This window comes from Bradyrhizobium sp. CCGB12, from assembly GCF_024199845.1.
Classification (GTDB): domain Bacteria; phylum Pseudomonadota; class Alphaproteobacteria; order Rhizobiales; family Xanthobacteraceae; genus Bradyrhizobium.
Map to the genome: position 1 here is coordinate 7,939,694 of NZ_JANADO010000001.1, position 17,962 is coordinate 7,957,655.

The window sequence follows — 17,962 nt, forward strand, 5'->3', positions numbered from 1 at the left end:
GTCTCCCCAACGTCATTGCGAGCGAAGCGAAGCAATCCAGACTTTCCCTCTGGAAACAGTCTGGATTGCTTCGTCGCTTCGCTCCTCGCAATGACGGTGGAAGTGGACTAACTTGCTAACGCCCACTCACCGATGATGCGGAAGCGAGCCTTCGCGTCGTCCTGCTTGAATAGCGTGAGGCGGTCGATCGCCAGCGTGTCGAGACGAAGCGGCGCAAACCGGGTCCGCAGCATCTGAAGGATCGGTCCGCGGCGCTCTGAATCCAGCCGGCCGGTGAGGGTCATGTGGAAGCGGAATTCTTCCATCACATAGGGATAGCCCCAGCGGTCGAGATAATCCCGCTGCCGCTCGCTCAGCTTCTCAGGTCTGCGCCGTGCACGGTCTTCCGCCGTCAGTGCAGCACGAAAAGAATCGAAATCGCGGACGCAATCGGCGGCGAGCTCTTCGAGCGCATCGACCGGCTCGGCCGGAATGACGGCAATGAAACCGCTGATGGAATCGACGACCGGACGGATCATCGGGATCGATCGAGCCTTGCAGGCGAAAGCCACGCAGGCCGCCGCGAGCTCGGCTTCCGTCCTGCCGGGCGCGAGCGCCATCGGCGCCTTCAGCGTGCCGTGAAAGCCGTATTTGCGGGGATCCGCGCTGATATCGCGCCAGTCCGGCGCCACATCCACTGTCTCGCGCGGAAACGGCAGCTCGTCACCGGTATAGGCATCGTAGCCGAGCAGCTCGGCGCCGAATCGGGAGAGGGCGCTGTCGCTGCCTGCGGCAAAATAGATCGCGTAGCGGGGAAAACCTGTCATCGCCTAAGCATAACCAATTTAGGCCGCGACGACAGCCTCGCGCGGTGTCGTCATTGCTGCGAGCAGCCGCGTCGCATCGGTGAGGTGCACGAGCTTGCCGCCTGATATCACCGCGATGAGCCGCGGCCGCAGCTTCACGCTGTCATCGACCAGAAGGATGTCGGCACGGCGTCCTTCCGCGAGCACGCCGCGATCGGTAAGGCCGGTTGCGTGCGCAGGCCCGGCGGAGACCAGGTTCCAGGCTTCCGTCAGCGGCAGCACGCCGTCGGCGGCAAGCCGAAATGCGGCGAGCAGCTGTGCGGGATAGTAATAATCGGACGCCAGCACCGAGCAGAGACCCTTGGCGATCATGTCCGACGCCCTGGTCCAGCCGGTGTGGCTGCCGCCGCGAACGACGTTCGGCGCGCCGTAGACGATGGCATCGCCATGGCTTGCCGCCGCCCGCGCCGTCTCCTCGTTGATCGGAAACTCGGCGATCGTGGCGCCGAGCTCGCGAAACTCCTGACGCATCACCGGCGTCGCATCGTCGTGCGAGAGCATCCTCACCTCAGCGCCGCGGGCCATCGCGGCGAGCCGCGACACTGAGGCCGGCACGTCGGCGGCGCGCGCGACGATGCGTTCGACCAGCCGATCAAAATCCTCGCTCGAAAGGCCGGTGCGCTCGACCATGCGGTTGCGCTTGCGGGGCTTGGCCATGTCGGCCACGGTGCCGTCCATGTGGTCGTTGAAGGCGAACAGGTCGACGCGGCCCTCGGCGAGCCACTGGCTGATTTCAGGCTCGGCATCGAGATTGTAGGTCTCGTGGCGCAGATGAACGCGGGTATCGGCGGCGAATTGCGGGCGCTGCCGCTCGATCGCCTCCATCAGGCCGCGCGCATTGTCGGCGCTGCGCAGGCCCGGCTCCCATGAACAGGTCGTGGCGTGAAAGACGGTGGTGATGCCGTTGCTGATCGCCTGACGATCACTGTCGGCAAGCGCGACGTCGATCGGAAAATCGACGCCGGCGCGCGGCATCATCTGCCGCTCGAAGGCATCGCCATGCAGGTCGACGATGCCGGGCAGCACCAGAAGGCCTCGTGCATCGATCGCCAGCCGGGCACGGCCGCGCGAGGCATCGACATGCGCAATGTCCGTTCCGGACACGCCTAGCGAAGTTTCGACGAGCTCGGCGCCGATCAGGGCCCGGCCGCCTTCAAGGAATATGTCTGTCACGCGACCGCGCTTCGTTTGCTGGTTGTGGAGCTTGCCCGTGCTTCGTATGCCGAGAGGAAATCTTCAATCCCGAGCTTGCGGAAATTGGGCAGCGCTTCACGCAATTTGTCGTGATCCCAGTCCCACCAGGCGAGCCTGGCGAGCCGTCCGGCGATCTCCTCGGAGAATCGCCGCCTCACGATGCGCGCCGGATTGCCGGCGACGATGGTGTAGGCCGGCACGTCCTTGGTGACGATGGCGCCGGCCGCGATCACCGCGCCGGTGCCGATGCTGCGTCCCGGCAGCACAATGGCCCCATGGCCGATCCAGACGTCATGGCCGATATGGATGTGATGCTGGCGCCGCCAGTCGAAGAACTCAACGTCGTCGCTCTCGCCTTCGAAATAGGCGCTGGAGCGGTAGGTGAAATGCGCCTGGGTCGCGCGATGCATCGGATGATTGCCGGGATTGATGCGCGTCATCGCGGCGATCGAGCAGAACTTTCCGACGGTCGTGTAGGTGATCTGGGCGTCGTTCACGACATAAGAATAGTCGCCCATCGTCACTTCATGCAGGATCGTGCGTGCCCCGACCTCGGTGTAGGCACCGAGCCTGGTGTCGTGCAGCTTGGCGGAAGGGTCGATCGTCGGTTGCACCGAAAGAGCTTTGGCGGCCATGTTGCATCCGAAGCACGGGGGGCGGGCGTTCCTCTTCAAGTGGCTTGATGACGATGTCATGACGTGGCGATGACAGGGGATGACGTGTGTTGGATCGCCGCACCGCAATGCGGATGTCACACAAGTGTTAAGCGCCGGCGTTAGCGGTGGGCTCCAGCTACTCTGGAGTCCTGCATGCTGGTGGTGGAAGGTCTGACGTGTCGCTTCGGCGCGAAAGCCGCGGTGGACGACGCCTCGTTTCAAATTTCACCCGGCGGCTTCGTCGGCGTGATCGGACGATCCGGCGCCGGCAAGTCGACGCTGCTGCGGACCATCAACCGCCTGGTGACGCCGACTGAGGGGCGCATCCAGTTCGACGGTATCGACGTCACCGCGCTGCGCGGCAAGGAACTGCGGCAGTGGCGGGCGCGCTCTGCGATGATCTTTCAGCAGTTCAACCTGGTCGGCCGGCTCGATGTCCTCACCAACGTCCTGATGGGCCGTCTGGCAACGATGCCCGCCTGGCGCTCGCTGTCGCAAATCTGGCCGGAGCAGGACAAGGCGCTGGCGATGTCGGCCCTCGAGCAGTTCGACATTGCCGCGCTCGCCGCGCAGCGTGCCGACCAGCTCTCCGGCGGCCAGCAGCAGCGCGTCGCGATCGCCCGCGCCCTGGTGCAGCAGCCCGACATCATCCTCGCCGACGAGCCGATCGCTTCGCTCGACCCGCGCAACACCAAGATCGTCATGGACGCGCTGCTGCGCATCAACAAGCATTTCGGCATCACGGTGCTCTGCAACCTGCATTCGCTCGATCTCGCCCGCACCTATTGCGACCGCCTGATCGGCATGGCCGCCGGCCGCGTGGTGTTCGACGGCGTGCCGTCCGAGCTGACCGACCACGTTGCGCGCGAGCTCTATGATCTCGAAGCCGCCGACGTCATGGGCGGTGTGCCAGTCCCGGCGCCCGAGGGCGTTCCGGCGCTCGGAACCGCCGCGGCGGCCTGAGCCGCACGTTTAACTGCCAGTTTTGCGTCAACCGACCCCAACCGACGAAGAGGGTATTATGATCACTCGCAGACTCGTTCTTGCCGGCGCCGCCGCGCTCGCGTTCACCGCTTCCGCTTCTGCCGAAGACTGGAAAGCCAAATATCCCGAGCTGACCTTCGCGGTCGTCCCGGCCGAGAACGCCTCGGGCGTCACCGAGCGCTGGGCGCCGTTCATGAGCTATCTCTCCAAGGAATTGGGCGTGAAGGTCACGCTGCGCATTGCCAACGACTACGCCGCCGTGATCGAAGGCCAGCGCGCCGGCAACATCCATATCGCCAGCTACGGCTCGGCTTCGTTCGCCCGCGCCCGCCTGACCGGCGTCAAGACCGACGCTTTCGCCAACGACATCAACGCCGACGGCTCGACCGGCTACTATTCGGTGTTCTTCGTCAAGGCGAGCAGTGCCTACAAGAAGGTCGACGACCTCAAGGGCAAGAACCTCGGCCTCGTCGATCCGAACTCGACGTCGGGCAACAACGTGCCGCGCTTCGAGCTCGACAAGATGGGCATCCCGGATGCCGACACCTATTTCAGCAAGGTCGTCTTCACCGGCAGCCACGAGAACGCGATGCTGGCGCTGGCGCAGGGCACGGTCGACGTCGCGGCCAACCAGTGGACCACCGACGACGATTCGACGCTGGCGCAGATGCTGACCAAGGGCATGCTGAAGAATGCCGACGGCTCGGCGATGAAGAAAGACGACTTCCGCATCATCCACAAGTCGGCACCGATCATCAACGGTCCCTACGCCTACAACTCCGACCTGCCTGATGACGCCAAGGCGGCCATCGAGAAGGCCTTCTTCGACGCGCCGGCGAAGGACAAGGCGGCGTTCGATCGCCTCCAGGACGGCCAGAAGAAGGGTTTTCATCACGCCACCACCAAGGACTGGGATGGCACGATCGAGCTGATCAAGTTCGTCGACGCGCTGCGTAAGAAGAAGGCGTCCTGATCCCAGGGCGACGCAACTGGAGCCGGGTCGATGGGCCCGGCTCCTTCTCTTTGATCGGCCACGTTCCCTGACAAGATGACAGTCGCGGTTTCGATCCTTCCCGAGCAACAGCTTGCCGTGCTCGACGCCGCCTATCGCCAGGCGGTCGCGCGCCGCCGGTGGCGTCTCCTGTTGGGAGCCGTGGTCTTCGCCGCGGCGCTGCTTCTGGCCGCGGTCGGCGCCGAAGTGAATCTGCGCACGCTGTTCACCTACTTCGGCAATTTCATCAGCTATTTCGATCGCATCTTCACGCTCGACAGCGGCCAGCGCGTCTGGACCGATCTCGGCGAGTGGTTTTGGGGCTGGCGCAAATGGCTGAAGATGCTCGGCGAGACGCTGCTGATCTCTTATGTCGGCACGTTGATCGGCGCGACCTTCGCCTTCGCCCTCAACTTCCTCGCGGCCGAAAACACCTCGCCCGCGCCCTGGCTGCGCTTCGTGGTGCGGCGCCTGCTCGAATTTGCCCGCACCGTTCCCGGCATCGTGTTCGCGCTGGTCTTCGTCATCGCCTTTGGGTTAGGGCCGATGGCCGGCGTGCTCGCGATCGCGATCCATTCCACCGGTGCGCTCGGAAAACTGTTCTCGGAGATTGTCGAGAACGCCGACATGAAGCCGGTCGAAGGCATCCGCTCGACCGGTGCGAGCTGGCTCTCCTGCATGCGCTTTGCGATCGTGCCGCAGGTGACCGCGGGCTATGCCAGCTACGCGCTGCTGCGCTTCGAGATCAACGTGCGCGAGGCCTCCGTGATGGGCTTTGTCGGTGCCGGCGGCATCGGCCAGGAGCTGGTCGTCGCCATCCGCAAGTTCTATTATTCGGACGTCAGCGCCATCCTGATCACCATCATCGTCACGGTCTTCATCATCGACATCACCACCGGCTGGCTGCGCGGCCGCCTGTTCGGCAAGGAGGCGCGGTCGTGACGCCGCAGGAGGTCGACACCGCCGCGCTTCGCGCGCGCTACCCTGATGTGTTCGACCGGCCGGCTTCGGCGCGGCTCGCCATGCCGGCGATGATCGTCGCGGCGCTCGCGATCCTGGCCTATGGCCTGGTCGATCTCGACTTCTCGCCGTCGCGGTTCTTCGCCGGCCTCAGCCAGCTCGGCTGGATCAGCCTGATGATGATCCCGCCAGATCCCGGCTCCTCGCTGCCGGTCTATCTGAAGGCGCTGGGCGAGACGCTGTCGATCGCGCTGCTCGGCACCACGCTCGCCGCCGTGTTCGCGCTCCCGATCAGTCTGCTGGCCGCGCGCAACATCGTGCCGTCGAGCATCCTGCGCTTCCCGGTGCGCCGATTCCTGGATTCGATCCGCGGCGTCGACACGCTGATCTGGGCGCTGGTGTGGATCAACGTGGTCGGGCTCGGCCCGTTCGCCGGCGTGCTCGCCATCGCGGTGTCGGATTTCGGCGCCTTCGGAAAGCTGTTCTCGGAGGCGATCGAGGGCGCCGACCAGAAGCAGGTCGAAGGCATCCGCGCCGCCGGCGGCAACTCGCTGCACGAAATCCGGTTCGGCCTGTTGCCGCAGGTCCTGCCTGTCATCGCCGGCCAGGTGCTCTACTTCATCGAATCCAACACGCGCTCGGCCACCATCATCGGTATCGTCGGTGCCGGCGGCATCGGCCTCCAGCTCGCCGAGCAGATCCGTGTGCTGGAATGGCAGAGGGTATCGTTCCTGATCCTGATGATCCTGGTCGCGGTGGCCGCGATCGATTTCATCTCGGGCAAGCTGCGGTTTGCGATCATCGGACAAAGGGCAGTGGCCTAGTCCCGGCTGCCGTAGGGTGGGCAAAGCGAAGCGTGCCCACCATTTTTGCCGAAATCTTGGAATGATCGTGGGCACGGCGCAAGTGCGCCTTTGCCCACCCTACGATTCCGGATTCGTGGAGGGAGGGTGGCGGAAGCAGCCGACCGTCACGACTCCACCAGAAACTCCACCCGCTCCGCCGCGAACCGCGAGTGCTTGGTCACCAGCGGCTTGCCGTCGAGATCTTGGTCGGTCGCATCGACCACCAGGATCGGACGCCCCAATGCGAGATCGAGCCGTGCGGCGTCGGTCGCGTCGACGATGCCTGCCGTGATCCGGGTCGCACCGCGGCGGTAGTCGCGAATGCCGTAATGCTCCAGCAGCTTCGTCATCGAGCGCGTCGCGGCAAAGACCTCGCCCGCGCCCGGAAACAATTCCGCTGACAGCCAGGTCGTGGAGACGCAGATCGGCGTGTGATCGGCGAGGCGGATCGCTTCGATTCGCACCAGCGGCGCGCCGGCCTTCAAGCCCAGCTCGCGCGCCAGCTCGCGGGTCGCAACGTCCTCGGACGCCTCGATCAACTGGCCGCGCGGCTCGCGGCCGCCGGCGCCGACGATCTCGGAGAAACGCGTGCGCGAGCGCAGCGGATAGGCGAGCTTCTGCGCCTCGACGTAGGTTCCGCTGCCGCGTTCGGCGCGCACGAGGCCGCGCTCGGCAAGGGCGGCCAGCGCGCGCCGCACGGTGTGGCGGTTCACGCGATAGGTTTCGGCGATCTCCATCTCGCCCGGCAGCTTGTCGCCCGCGGCAAAGCGGCCGTCGGCAATGCCACGCTCGATGCCGTCGGCAACGAGGCGCCACAAAGCGACGCCCGAAGAGGCTGTGTCCTGCATGCTCATGTCGCGGTCAGCCTAGCCCGAAAATCACATCTTTGTCACGAAACAGTCATGGCGCGTCCGTATGAAGTTGTCTAGTATCATAGACAACTTGGATTCGGCAAGTTCTGTAGAAAAGTTCGGTGGATCAGGTGACGCAGCACGACAACCAGCAAGCCCAGCGCAAGGCCGCGATGGCCGTGCTGGCGCACGCGGAGGCGGGCGAGATCGCCGCTCGCCTCCGCACAATTCCCCTGCCCAGTCACCAGGACCTGCGCGAAGGCGAAAACGGGCTCGTCATGCTGCGCGGCCGGGTCGGCGGCGATGGTGCGCCGTTCAACCTCGGCGAGGCCACGGTGTCGCGCGCCGCGGTCAAGCTTGCGAGTGGCGAGGTCGGTTTCGGTTACACGCTCGGGCGCGACGGTGAGAAGGCGCGGCTGATCGCGCTGTGCGACGCGCTGGTGCAGTCCGGCGATTTCGGTGCGGCCGTCGAGCGCAACGTTATCGCGCCGTTGCGCGAGCAGCTTATGATTCGCAGGCAGCAGGCGGCGGCCGAGACCGCCGCGACGAAGGTTGATTTCTACACCATGGTGCGCGGTGAGGGGTGAGATCATGACCACGATTGCGGAACTGCCGCCGGGATTCGCCGACAAGGTGTTGTCGGCGCAATCGACCTTTCGCTCGGTGATGGATGCGATGGCGCGGCCGGGATCGGTCCAGCGCATCGTGCCGATGGCGGGAACGCCTGATACGGTGATGCGAGGCACCGCCGCGATCGCGCTGACGCTGTTCGATCACGACACGCCGCTCTGGCTCGACGCGCGCATGTCGGAAAGCTCCGATGTGGTGAAATGGCTCAAGTTCCACACCGGTGCGCCGGTGGTGCAGGACACGTCGATTGCAAGCTTCGCGCTGATCAGCGACGGCTCCGCGCTTCCGCCGCTCGAGCGTTTCGCACTCGGCACCAACGAATATCCGGATCGCTCGACCACGCTGATCCTCCAGGTCGATGGTCTGGGCTCGGGACGCAGCTTCGAGCTGCGCGGTCCCGGCATCGACGGCGCCGCGACGCTCCACGCGTCGATCAAGCCGTTCGATCTGTTCGAGCGCCTGCGCATGAACGAGCCGCTGTTTCCGCGCGGCATCGATGTAGTGCTGGTCGCCGATGATGCCGTGGTCGCGATCCCCCGCACCACGCGTGTCGCGAACAAGGGAAGCTGAAGCATGTATGTCGCAGTCAAAGGCGGCGAACGCGCCATCGAGAACGCCCATCGCCTGCTCGCAAACGCGCGGCGCGGTGACCCCGGTGTTCCGGAAGTCACGCTCGACCAGATCTCGGAGCAGCTTGGGCTGGCCGTCGACCGCGTCATGAGCGAGGGCTCGCTCTATGATCGCGAGCTCGCGGCGCTCGCGATCAAGCAGGCGCGGGGCGACCTGATCGAGGCGATCTTCCTGGTCCGCGCCTTCCGCGCCACGCTGCCGCGCTTCGGCGCCAGCGAGCCGGTCGACACCGGCGCGATGCGGGTGCAGCGGCGGGTGTCCTCGACCTTCAAGGATATTCCGGGCGGCCAGATCCTCGGTCCGACCTTCGACTATACCCACCGGCTGCTCGATCCCTCGCTCGCGGAAGGTTTTGTGCCGGGGGCGCCGGCGACAGCCGAAGCCTCGACCGCGGCCACGCCACGCGTGACTGATATTCTCGGTCGCGACGGGCTGATCGAATCCTCGCCGCAGGCCGAGGAGGGCGCCAGCGTCGGCGACCTCACCCGCGAACCCCTGAACTTCCCGGCGGATCGCGATCTGCGGCTGCAGAATCTTGCGCGCGGTGACGAGGGCTTCCTGCTGGCGATGGGCTATTCCACCCAGCGCGGCTATGGCCGCAACCATCCCTTTGCCGGCGAGATCCGCTTCGGCGAGGTCGAGGTTGAATTCTTCGCGGAAGATGTCGGCTTCGCCGTGCCGCTCGGCTCCATCGAGCTGACCGAGTGCCAGATGGTGAACCAGTTCAAGGGATCGGCGACGGAAGCGCCGTGCTTCACCCGCGGCTATGGCCTCGCCTTCGGCCAGAGCGAGCGTAAGACCATGTCGATGGCACTGGTCGACCGCGCGCTGCGCGCGCGCGAGCTCGGCGAAGAGGCGCTCGCTCCCGCGCAAGATGAAGAGTTCGTGATGTCCCATTCGGACAACGTCCAGGCCACCGGCTTTGTCGAGCATCTGAAGCTGCCGCACTATGTCGACTTCCAGTCCGAGCTCGGTCTGCTGCGCAAATTGCGTCAGGAATTTGCCGACGCCAATGCGCCCGACGCCATGAAGGAGGCCGCGGAATGAACGCGCCCGCCTACAATTTCGCCTATCTCGACGAGCAGACCAAGCGGATGATCCGCCGCGCGATCCTCAAGGCGATCGCGATCCCCGGCTATCAGGTGCCGTTCGCCAGCCGCGAGATGCCGATGCCCTATGGCTGGGGCACCGGCGGCGTGCAGGTCACGGCGGCGATCCTCGGTCCCCAGGACGTGCTGAAGGTGATCGACCAGGGGTCCGACGACACCACCAACGCGATCTCGATCCGAAAATTCTTCGCCAAGACCGCCGGCGTTGCCACGACGACGTCGACCATTGAGGCGACCGTGATCCAGACCCGTCACCGCATTCCTGAAACGTCGCTGCACGAGAATCAGGTGCTGGTCTATCAGGTGCCGATCCCCGAGCCGCTGCGTTTCCTCGAGCCGCGCGAGACCGAGACGCGGCGCATGCACGCGCTCGCCGAATACGGCCTGATGCACGTCAAGCTCTATGAGGATATCGCGCGCTTCGGCCATATCGCGACCGCCTACGCTTATCCGGTGAAGGTCAATGCGCGCTATGTGATGGATCCTTCTCCGACGCCGAAATTCGACAATCCAAAGATGGACGATTGTCCGGCGCTGCAATTGTTCGGCGCCGGCCGCGAGAAGCGCATCTATGCGATCCCGCCCTACACGCAGGTGGTGTCGCTCGATTTCGAGGATCATCCGTTCGAGCCCTATCGCTTCAACGCGCCCTGCGCGCTGTGCGGTGCCGAAAATTCCTATCTCGACGAAATCGTCACCGACGACAAGGGCGGCCGCATGTTCGTGTGCTCCGATACCGATTATTGCGAGGGCCGCCAGGCCGCCGGCCATCACGGCAGCCTCAGCGCCGCGCCGTACAAGGAGAAGGCGGGCTCACATGGTTGATCAAGACTTGGTTGATCTCGACATGCTCGAAAACGACCAGCCACTGCTGATCGCGGAGTCGCTCAGCAAGTCCTTCGGTCGCATCGCGGCGTGCCGCGACGTGTCGTTCTCGCTCTATTCCGGCGAGGTGCTGGCGATCGTCGGCGAATCCGGCTCTGGCAAGTCGACGCTGCTGCAGATGCTGTCGGGCCAGCTCGCGCCGAGCGCCGGTCATGTGTCGTATCGCATGCGCGACGGAATCACCCGCGATCTCACGACGCTGGGCGAAGCCGAGCGGCGTTTCCTGTTCCGCACCGATTGGGGCTATGTGCATCAGGATCCCGCGCAGGGCCTGCGCATGGCGGTCTCGGCCGGCGCCAATGTCGGCGAGCGGCTGATGGCGGTGGGGTGGAACCACTACGGCCGCATTCGCGATACCGCGTCCGACTGGCTGACCCGCGTCGAGATCGACATCGCGCGCATCGACGACGCGCCGCGCACCTATTCCGGCGGCATGCGCCAGCGCCTCCAGATTGCCCGCAATCTCGTGACCGAGCCGCGGCTGGTGTTCATGGACGAGCCGACCGGCGGCCTTGACGTCTCGGTGCAGGCGCGCCTGCTCGATCTCCTGCGCAGCCTGGTCGCCGAGCTGCATCTCGCGGTCATCATCGTCACCCACGATCTCGCGGTCGCGCGGCTGCTGTCGCACCGTGTGATGGTGATGAAGGGCGGCCGCGTCATCGAGACCGGCCTCACCGACCAGGTGCTCGACGATCCCCGCGAGCCCTATACGCAACTCCTCGTCTCCTCGATCCTGCCGCCATGAACCTTCCAAGATGAGCCAGCCGATGACCGCCATGATCGACATCACCGACGCCAGGAAGACCTTTACGATGCACCTGCAAGGCGGCATCGAACTGCCCGTCGTCAGCGGCGTGACCTTCCACGTCGATCCCGGCGAGTGCGTCGTGCTGTCGGGGCCATCGGGCGCCGGGAAATCGTCGATCCTGAAGATGATCTTCGGCAACTACCGCTGCGATTCCGGCCGTATCGGCATTCGCCATCGCGGCGCGCTGATCGATCTCGCCAGCGCCGAGCCGCGCCAAATCCTCAACGTCCGCCGCTCCACCATCGGCTATGTCAGCCAGTTCCTGCGTGCGGTGCCGCGGGTCGCGACCATCGACGTCGTGGCCGAGCCGCTGATCGTGAACGGCATCGCCCGCACGGAGGCACAGACGCGCGCCGGCGAATTGCTGCATCGCCTCAATATCCCCGAGCGGCTCTGGCAGCTGCCGCCCGCGACCTTCTCCGGCGGCGAGCAGCAGCGCGTCAACATCGCGCGCGGCTTCATCTCGGACCTGCCCATCCTGCTGCTGGACGAGCCGACCGCTTCGCTCGATGCCGCCAACCGCGCCGTCGTGGTCGAGCTGATCGCCGAGAAAAAGCGCCGCGGCGTCGCCATGGTCGCCATTGTCCATGACGACGAAATCCGGCATCTGATTGCCGACCGCATCGTCGACGTCACCAGCTTTGCCGCCGCGGCCTAAAGGAAGAGGGACATGAACGCCAAGCCGAAGGAATCCGTGATCGCCAACGCCAGAATCGTGCTGGCCGACCGGGTGATCGAGCAGGGCTGGCTCGCTCTTGCCGATGGACGCATTGCCGAGATCGGCGAGGGCAGGGCGCCCGCGGGCGCGGAGGATGCCGGCGGCGACCTGGTCATGCCCGGCCTGATCGAGCTCCACACCGATCATCTCGAGGCGCATTACGTGCCGAGGCCAAAAGTGTTCTGGAACCCGGTCGCGGCCGTCATCTCCTATGACGGCCAGCTCGCGACCTCAGGCATCACCACCGTGTTCGACTCGCTCCGGGTCTGGCGCGAGGACGGCGCCGAGGAGGTCGATGGCCGTTCCGGCGTGCTTGCTGCCGCAATCACGACCGCGCGCGATGCCAGCCTGCTGCGCGCCGACCATTTCCTGCATCTGCGCTGCGAGATCCCGATGCCGAGCGTGGTCGAGGAGGCCAAGGAGCTGATCGACCGTCCCGACGTCAAGCTGATGTCGCTGATGGATCACACCCCGGGCCAGCGCCAGTTCCGCGACGAGGTCAAGCTGCGCGACTATTACCGCGGCAAGGGCGGCGGCAAGACCGATGCCGAGCTCGACGAGCTGTTTGCAAAGCGCTTCGAGTACCAGAAGCAATATGCCGCGACCAACATGCGCGAGATCGTGGCGCTGGCGCAAGCGTACAAGATCCCGCTCGCCAGCCACGACGACACCACCGAGGAGAACGTCGCGGACGCCGTGCGCGACGGTGTCGCCGTCGCGGAATTCCCCACCACGCTGGAAGCCGCGCGCGGTCTGCATCAGGCCGGCATCGACATCCTGATGGGCGCGCCCAACGTCGTGCGCGGCGGCTCGCACTCCGGCAACATCGCCGCAGTCGATCTCGCCCGCGAAGGCCTGCTCGATATCCTCTCGTCCGATTACATCCCGTCGAGCCTGCTGATGGGGGCATTGCAGCTGCCCGAGCATGTGCCCGCGATCAGCCTGCCCGCGGCGATCCGCACCGTGACCAAGGCGCCTGCCGATGCCGTCGGGCTCACCGATCGCGGCGAGATCGCGGCCGGCAAGCGCGCCGACCTGATCCGCGTGCACGTCGCCGGCCACGTTCCCGTCGTCCGCAGCGTCTGGCGCGAAGGAAACCGCGTCGCATGAGCGAGACCGCGACCATGGCCGAGGGCGAGGCGGGGGCGATCGGGCCCGGCCGGCTCGTGCTCGTGGTCGGTCCCAGCGGCGCCGGCAAGGACACGCTGCTGCGCCTCGCGCAGGCGGCCTGCGCCGACGATCACGAGGTTGTCTTTCCGCGCCGTGTCGTGACGCGTGCCTCCACCGCCGACGAGGACAACATCGCGGTGAGCCAGGACGACTTCCGCCGCGCGCGTGAGCATGGCGACTTCGCCGTGCATTGGGAGGCGCACGGGCATTCCTACGCGCTGCCGCTCGAGATCAACGATGACATCCGCGCCGGGCGTACGGTCGTCGTCAATGTCTCGCGCACGGTGATTGGCACGCTGCGCCAGGCTTATGCAAACGTCGTGGTGGTCGCGATCACCGCGCCGCCGGATGTGCTGGCGCAGCGGCTTGCCGCCCGTGCCCGGCACAGCGACGGCAATATCGTCGATCGCCTCGCGCGCAGCGTCGACGACGCATCGGCCATTGCCGATGTCACCATTCTCAACGCGGGCAGCGCGGAGTATCACGGCCGCCACCTTCTGCGCGTGATCAGGAACGAAAGCTGGCACGAGTAACGGCCGGCGCAACACGGAGAGAGTGGAATGACGGTGATCAATACGGTCGAACAATTAGAGGCCATCTACGGTGCCGTTGGTGACGCCTCGACCGTGAAAGTCGCCGACCACGTCACGCCGCTCTACCGGATCTTCATCGAGAAGGCGCCATTTGCCGCGCTCGCGACCATCGGACCGGAGGGGATCGATTGCTCGCCGCGCGGCGATCTCCCCGGCTTCGTCCGCATCCACGATCCCAAGACGCTGATGCTGCCGGATCGCCGCGGCAACAACCGGGTCGATTCCCTGCGCAACATCGTCCGCGATCCCAGGGTTGCGCTGATGTTCCTGATTCCCGGCTCCGGCAATGCGACGCGCGTCAACGGCCGGGCGCATCTCTCGATCGATCCCGAGTTGCTGGCCTCGTTCAAGGTCGAGGGCAAGGCGCCGCGCAGCGTCATGGTGATGCACGTGGATGAAATCTACTTCCAGTGCGCCCGCGCCATCGTCCGCTCCGACCTCTGGAATCCCGACAAGCGCGTCGATCCGAAGACGCTGCCGACACCCGGCCAGATCCTCGCCGAGATGAGCGAGAACAAGGTCGGCGGCGAGGAGTACGATCGCATCTGGCCCGAGCGCGCCGCGGCGACGATGTGGTGAACGTCCGCGCTCTCTCGTCTCCCTCGCCCCGCTCTTGCGGGGAGAGGGCGGGGTGAGGGGCTCTCTCCACGTATGGGGTCGTCGGTAGATCTGTACCCCCTCACCCGGATTGCATCTTCGATGCAATCCGACCTCTCCGCGCAAGCGGGGCGAGGTGAAGAAGGTACTCAATTGAACGCCATCCCGCCGCTCAGCGCGATTGGCCGCCAAAGCGTACCATGCCGGCCGTGCGAGCGTGTTGAACTCATCGCGAGATGAATCCGCCTGTCAGTGCTTCCTGCGGGAGAAGTGCTCCAGCGCGCTCACGGCAAATATGGATAGCCATTTCATTGACCAACCGCGCCAATCGCTCGATAGTCGCAAGCTACGAAACTGCTCCTCGAGCTTGATGCCGCGATATGAGAACCGATCACCAGCGCAATCAGAACGACATGCATGCGTGCATGACGCGGCGCTGTTTCTCGGCGGCAACCGGCGCCTGTTGTTGTTGCTGATCGCCTTCTAGCAGCATCCCACTCCGCAAATCCCACGACAGGAACGCCGAGAGTTCGGCGAACGAGCAGCCATGTCTCAAATTCAATCGAACGCCTACATCATCGAGATCCACGATCGTGCCGCCGGCATCGTCACGCGAGAGCAGCGTGGCTTTCGCTTCTTCTCCTCCGAGCGCCTGTTCGACAGCCTCGAAGGCCGCCAGTTCCGTTCGGCGCGCGAAGCCGAGCGCGCGGCACGCGCAGTGCTCTCCGAGCGGAGCCGGCGTCTGAGCTGATCAGCGTCGGCGCGCCCTGGTACGTGCAGCCTTCTTCGCGGCGGTGGAGCGGGCCTTGGCGCCCTTGGTGTGGCTGGCTTTCCGCGCGGCGGCAGACCGGGACGCCGCGGTTCGGCGGCTCGCGGCGCGCTTACCTTGCTTCGACAGCGCGCTGCGGGACGCCGTCGAGCGCGGCTCCTTCTTCAGGACGCTCTCCACGGCACGTGACACGCGCGGCCGCCGATTGGGTGTGCGTTTGCCCTGGCCGACTTCATAGGCATATTTGGCGCTGCGGCGCGTCGACTTCTTGGTTCGGCCTTTGCGCGGAGGCGGCAGGTCGACACCGGCGCGGCGCGCCTCGGAAAGGCCGATGGCAATCGCCTGCTTCGTCGAGCGCGCGCCGTGTTTGCCTTTCCGGATCTTGTCGATCTCGTCCTTGACGAACTCGCCGGCCTGCGTGCTCGCGGATTTTCCGGCGCGCTTGTCCTGCTTGGCTTTACGAATGATTTCCTATCTTGGCATGGGTCGAGTTCCCCTTTGGAGTCGCAGGGATGTCCGACCGCAACGCGCTGGCGCGAAGATTGATCCTATCAACCCTTCAACGCCGCCAGCAGCTCGTCCGGGCGCTCAGCCATGATCATGTGACCTGCGCCTCGCACGACCACGGTCTTGGCATGCGGAATTGCGGCCGCGAGTGCCTTGCCCGCTTTCGCCGGCGTCATCATATCGCGTTCGCCGAGAATCAACGTCGTCGGCACCTTCACGCTCGCGGCGGCTTGAAGCGCATTCGCATAGGAATTGCAGGCCGACAAATCCCTGAACAGGACACCCGGCTCGCAGGCCCGAAGCACGGCCTGTGCGCCGCCATGCATCCACAGGCCCGGCGCGAGGCTGCCGCCGAGCTCGGCGTTGAAGCCGAGGCCCCAGATCGAGACCATGTCGTTTGCATCCTGCGAGTTGGCCTCGGCGGCCTTGAGCAAATCCGGGCCAACCGACATGGTCGCAGCGGTGCCGATCAGGCTCAGCGCGGAGACCTTGTCGGGGTGCCGTGCCGCCGTCTCCAGCGAGATCAGCGATCCCATGGAATGGCCGATCAGATGCGCCTTCGCAGCTCCTGCGGCGTCGAGCAGCGCCGCGGTCCAGTCGGCCATCTCTGCGATACCAGAGAGCGATGGTCCCGCCGAGCGGCCATGGCCGGGCATATCCGGCGCCAGCACGCCAAAGCCGTGATGAGCGAACCAGCGCGTGTGCAGCGCCCAGGTCGAATGATCGAAGCCGGCGCCGTGGATGAAGACGACCGCGGGTAGCGACTTGTCGAATTCGCGGCCGCCGGTTGCGACGAACACCTCGGTGCCGTTGACGGAGAGCTTCATGGTGTCAGACCTTTTGCGAGATGCGCAGCGCTTGGGCGAGATCGTCGATGATGTCGCTTGCCGTCTCGATGCCGACCGACAGCCGCACCAGCTCCTCGCCGATGCCGGCGGTCCTGAGCTGTTCGGCATCCATCTGCTGATGCGTGGTCGAGGCGGGATGGATCACCAGCGTCTTGGCGTCGCCGACATTGGCGAGATGGCTGATCATGCGCAGCGATTCGATGAATTTTTTTCCCGCGGGCCGCCCGCCCTTGATGCCGAACGAGACGATCGAGCCCGCGCCGCGCGGCAGCAATTGCTTGGCGAGCTGATAGTCGGTGTGATCCTCCAGCGAGGGATGCAGCACCCAGTCGACGGCCTTGTTCGCCTTCAAGGCTTCCAGCACGAGATGCGTGTTCTGCATGTGCCGGTCCATGCGTACGCCGAGCGTTTCGACGCCCTGGAGCAGCTGGAACGCATTGGTCGGGGACAGGCAGGCGCCGAAATCGCGCAGCCCTTCGGTGCGCGCGCGCATGATGAAGGCGGCCGTGCCGAACTGCTCGTCGAAGACGATGCCGTGATAGCCGCCATAGGGCTCGGTCAGCACGGCGAATTTTTCCGATGCGCGCCAGTCGAAGCGGCCGCCGTCGACGATGGCGCCGCCGATCGCGATGCCATGGCCGCCGATCCATTTGGTTGCCGAATGCATCACGATGTCGGCGCCAAGCTCGATCGGCCGGCTAAGATAGGGCGTGGCAAAGGTGTTGTCGATCAGCAGCGGAATTTTTGCCTCATGCGCGATCGCCGCAACCTTGGGAATATCAAGCACCTCCAGCCCGGGATTGCCGATGGTCTCGCCGATCACGAGCTTCGTGTTCGGCTTGATCGCCGCGCGGAAGGCGTCGAGATCGCGCGGCTTGACGAAGGTGGTGGTGATGCCGAAGCGCGGCAGCGTATGCGCCAGCAAATTGATGGTGCCGCCATAGAGCGAGCTCGATGCCACGATGTGGTCGCCGGCGTTGAGCAGCGTCGCGATGGCCAGATGCAGCGCGGCCATGCCGCTGGCGGTGCAGATTGCGCCGACGCCGCCCTCCAGCGCCGCAAGCCGCTCCTCCAGCACACCTGTGGTCGGATTGGAGATGCGCGTATAGATGTGGCCGGCGCGCTCCAGGTTGAACAGCGCAGCGGCGTGGTCGGAATCCTGGAACACGTAGGACGTGGTCTGGTAGATCGGCACCGCGCGGGCGCCGGTCGCGGGATCCGGGTGCTGGCCCGCATGCAGGCTCAGGGTCTCGAAGGCGGGCGGTTTGGGCGCGGGCATGCGTGGCCTCGTTGGTCGGTCGTAGGGCGGTTCTTGTGCCATAAAATGGCATGCGGCGTCAGCCCATTGACAGGGCCGCGCGACGGCGTGCAG

General features: G+C 65.5%; 21 protein-coding genes and 1 pseudogene. 14 read left to right on the forward strand and 8 right to left on the reverse strand.

Features of this window, described 5'->3' with window-relative positions; all coding sequences use genetic code 11:
* Positions 1-107: 107 nt before the first annotated feature.
* From NLM27_RS36345 to NLM27_RS36355, 3 genes are read right to left on the reverse strand one after another with little or no spacing between them, the layout of a single operon-like run.
* Positions 108-806 (reverse strand): DUF1045 domain-containing protein, encoded by a 699-nt coding sequence (locus NLM27_RS36345; protein WP_254147839.1) that lies wholly within the window; start codon positions 804-806, stop codon positions 108-110.
* Positions 807-824: 18 nt separating this feature from the next.
* Complete coding sequence (locus NLM27_RS36350) at positions 825-2,018, reverse strand: alpha-D-ribose 1-methylphosphonate 5-triphosphate diphosphatase (protein WP_254147840.1); 1,194 nt, start codon at positions 2,016-2,018, stop codon at positions 825-827.
* Complete coding sequence (locus NLM27_RS36355; RefSeq protein ID WP_254147841.1) at positions 2,015-2,674, reverse strand: chloramphenicol acetyltransferase; 660 nt, start codon at positions 2,672-2,674, stop codon at positions 2,015-2,017. Before NLM27_RS36355 ends, NLM27_RS36350 begins: the two co-directional genes overlap by 4 nt.
* Before the next feature lie 174 nt (positions 2,675-2,848).
* Here NLM27_RS36355 and phnC point away from each other — a divergent pair, with 174 nt between their 5' ends.
* From phnC to phnE (NLM27_RS36375), 4 genes are all read left to right on the forward strand, one after another.
* On the forward strand, positions 2,849-3,658 hold the full coding sequence (gene phnC, locus NLM27_RS36360) for a phosphonate ABC transporter ATP-binding protein (protein ID WP_254147842.1): 810 nt from the start codon (positions 2,849-2,851) through the stop codon (positions 3,656-3,658).
* Between the two features lie 58 nt (positions 3,659-3,716).
* Positions 3,717-4,652 (forward strand): phosphonate ABC transporter substrate-binding protein, encoded by a 936-nt coding sequence (gene phnD / locus NLM27_RS36365; protein ID WP_254147843.1) that lies wholly within the window; start codon positions 3,717-3,719, stop codon positions 4,650-4,652.
* 75 nt (positions 4,653-4,727) lie between these two features.
* On the forward strand, positions 4,728-5,612 hold the full coding sequence (gene phnE, locus NLM27_RS36370; RefSeq protein WP_254147844.1) for a phosphonate ABC transporter, permease protein PhnE: 885 nt from the start codon (positions 4,728-4,730) through the stop codon (positions 5,610-5,612).
* Positions 5,609-6,454, forward strand: coding sequence for a phosphonate ABC transporter, permease protein PhnE (gene phnE, locus NLM27_RS36375; protein WP_254147845.1), 846 nt, complete (start codon positions 5,609-5,611; stop codon positions 6,452-6,454). Before phnE (NLM27_RS36370) ends, phnE (NLM27_RS36375) begins: the two co-directional genes overlap by 4 nt.
* Before the next feature lie 146 nt (positions 6,455-6,600).
* Here the strand turns inward: phnE (NLM27_RS36375) and phnF are convergent, their stop codons facing one another.
* Complete coding sequence (phnF, locus tag NLM27_RS36380) at positions 6,601-7,329, reverse strand: phosphonate metabolism transcriptional regulator PhnF (RefSeq protein WP_254147846.1); 729 nt, start codon at positions 7,327-7,329, stop codon at positions 6,601-6,603.
* A gap of 119 nt (positions 7,330-7,448) precedes the next feature.
* Here phnF and phnG point away from each other — a divergent pair, with 119 nt between their 5' ends.
* The 10 genes from phnG (at position 7,449) to NLM27_RS36430 (ending at position 15,217) form a co-directional block, all read left to right on the forward strand.
* Positions 7,449-7,913 carry a phosphonate C-P lyase system protein PhnG gene (phnG, locus tag NLM27_RS36385; RefSeq protein WP_254147847.1) on the forward strand — a complete coding sequence of 155 codons (465 nt, stop codon included), beginning with the start codon at positions 7,449-7,451 and terminating at the stop codon, positions 7,911-7,913.
* A gap of 4 nt (positions 7,914-7,917) precedes the next feature.
* On the forward strand, positions 7,918-8,526 hold the full coding sequence (phnH, locus tag NLM27_RS36390; protein ID WP_254147848.1) for a phosphonate C-P lyase system protein PhnH: 609 nt from the start codon (positions 7,918-7,920) through the stop codon (positions 8,524-8,526).
* A 3-nt stretch (positions 8,527-8,529) separates the two neighbouring features.
* Positions 8,530-9,633, forward strand: coding sequence for a carbon-phosphorus lyase complex subunit PhnI (locus NLM27_RS36395; protein ID WP_254147849.1), 1,104 nt, complete (start codon positions 8,530-8,532; stop codon positions 9,631-9,633).
* Entirely contained in the window at positions 9,630-10,520 is an 891-nt protein-coding gene (locus NLM27_RS36400; RefSeq protein ID WP_254147850.1) for an alpha-D-ribose 1-methylphosphonate 5-phosphate C-P-lyase PhnJ, read from the forward strand. Before NLM27_RS36395 ends, NLM27_RS36400 begins: the two co-directional genes overlap by 4 nt.
* Positions 10,513-11,325 carry a phosphonate C-P lyase system protein PhnK gene (phnK, locus tag NLM27_RS36405; protein WP_375142301.1) on the forward strand — a complete coding sequence of 271 codons (813 nt, stop codon included), beginning with the start codon at positions 10,513-10,515 and terminating at the stop codon, positions 11,323-11,325. The genes NLM27_RS36400 and phnK overlap by 8 nt, the downstream gene beginning before the upstream one ends.
* Positions 11,326-11,347: 22 nt before the next feature.
* On the forward strand, positions 11,348-12,046 hold the full coding sequence (phnL, locus tag NLM27_RS36410) for a phosphonate C-P lyase system protein PhnL (RefSeq protein ID WP_254147851.1): 699 nt from the start codon (positions 11,348-11,350) through the stop codon (positions 12,044-12,046).
* A 12-nt stretch (positions 12,047-12,058) separates the two neighbouring features.
* A complete protein-coding gene (locus tag NLM27_RS36415) occupies positions 12,059-13,216 on the forward strand; it encodes an alpha-D-ribose 1-methylphosphonate 5-triphosphate diphosphatase (protein WP_254147852.1) in 1,158 nt (385 codons plus the stop codon).
* Positions 13,213-13,809 carry a phosphonate metabolism protein/1,5-bisphosphokinase (PRPP-forming) PhnN gene (gene phnN, locus NLM27_RS36420; protein WP_254147853.1) on the forward strand — a complete coding sequence of 199 codons (597 nt, stop codon included), beginning with the start codon at positions 13,213-13,215 and terminating at the stop codon, positions 13,807-13,809. Before NLM27_RS36415 ends, phnN begins: the two co-directional genes overlap by 4 nt.
* A gap of 27 nt (positions 13,810-13,836) precedes the next feature.
* Positions 13,837-14,448, forward strand: coding sequence for a pyridoxamine 5'-phosphate oxidase family protein (locus NLM27_RS36425; RefSeq protein WP_254147854.1), 612 nt, complete (start codon positions 13,837-13,839; stop codon positions 14,446-14,448).
* Between the two features lie 565 nt (positions 14,449-15,013).
* Positions 15,014-15,217: a hypothetical protein gene (locus tag NLM27_RS36430; protein ID WP_254147855.1), complete on the forward strand. Its 204-nt coding sequence runs from the start codon at positions 15,014-15,016 to the stop codon at positions 15,215-15,217.
* Here the strand turns inward: NLM27_RS36430 and NLM27_RS43890 are convergent, their stop codons facing one another.
* From NLM27_RS43890 to NLM27_RS36445, 4 genes and pseudogenes are all read right to left on the reverse strand, one after another.
* A complete protein-coding gene (locus tag NLM27_RS43890) occupies positions 15,218-15,427 on the reverse strand; it encodes a hypothetical protein (protein WP_254147856.1) in 210 nt (69 codons plus the stop codon).
* 108 nt (positions 15,428-15,535) lie between these two features.
* Positions 15,536-15,703 (reverse strand): annotated as a pseudogene (locus tag NLM27_RS43895) (DUF6496 domain-containing protein); the annotation flags it as partial.
* A gap of 83 nt (positions 15,704-15,786) precedes the next feature.
* Positions 15,787-16,569 carry an alpha/beta fold hydrolase gene (locus NLM27_RS36440; protein WP_254147857.1) on the reverse strand — a complete coding sequence of 261 codons (783 nt, stop codon included), beginning with the start codon at positions 16,567-16,569 and terminating at the stop codon, positions 15,787-15,789.
* 4 nt (positions 16,570-16,573) lie between these two features.
* Positions 16,574-17,869, reverse strand: coding sequence for an O-acetylhomoserine aminocarboxypropyltransferase (locus tag NLM27_RS36445; protein ID WP_254147858.1), 1,296 nt, complete (start codon positions 17,867-17,869; stop codon positions 16,574-16,576).
* Between the last annotated feature and the right edge of the window lie 93 nt (positions 17,870-17,962).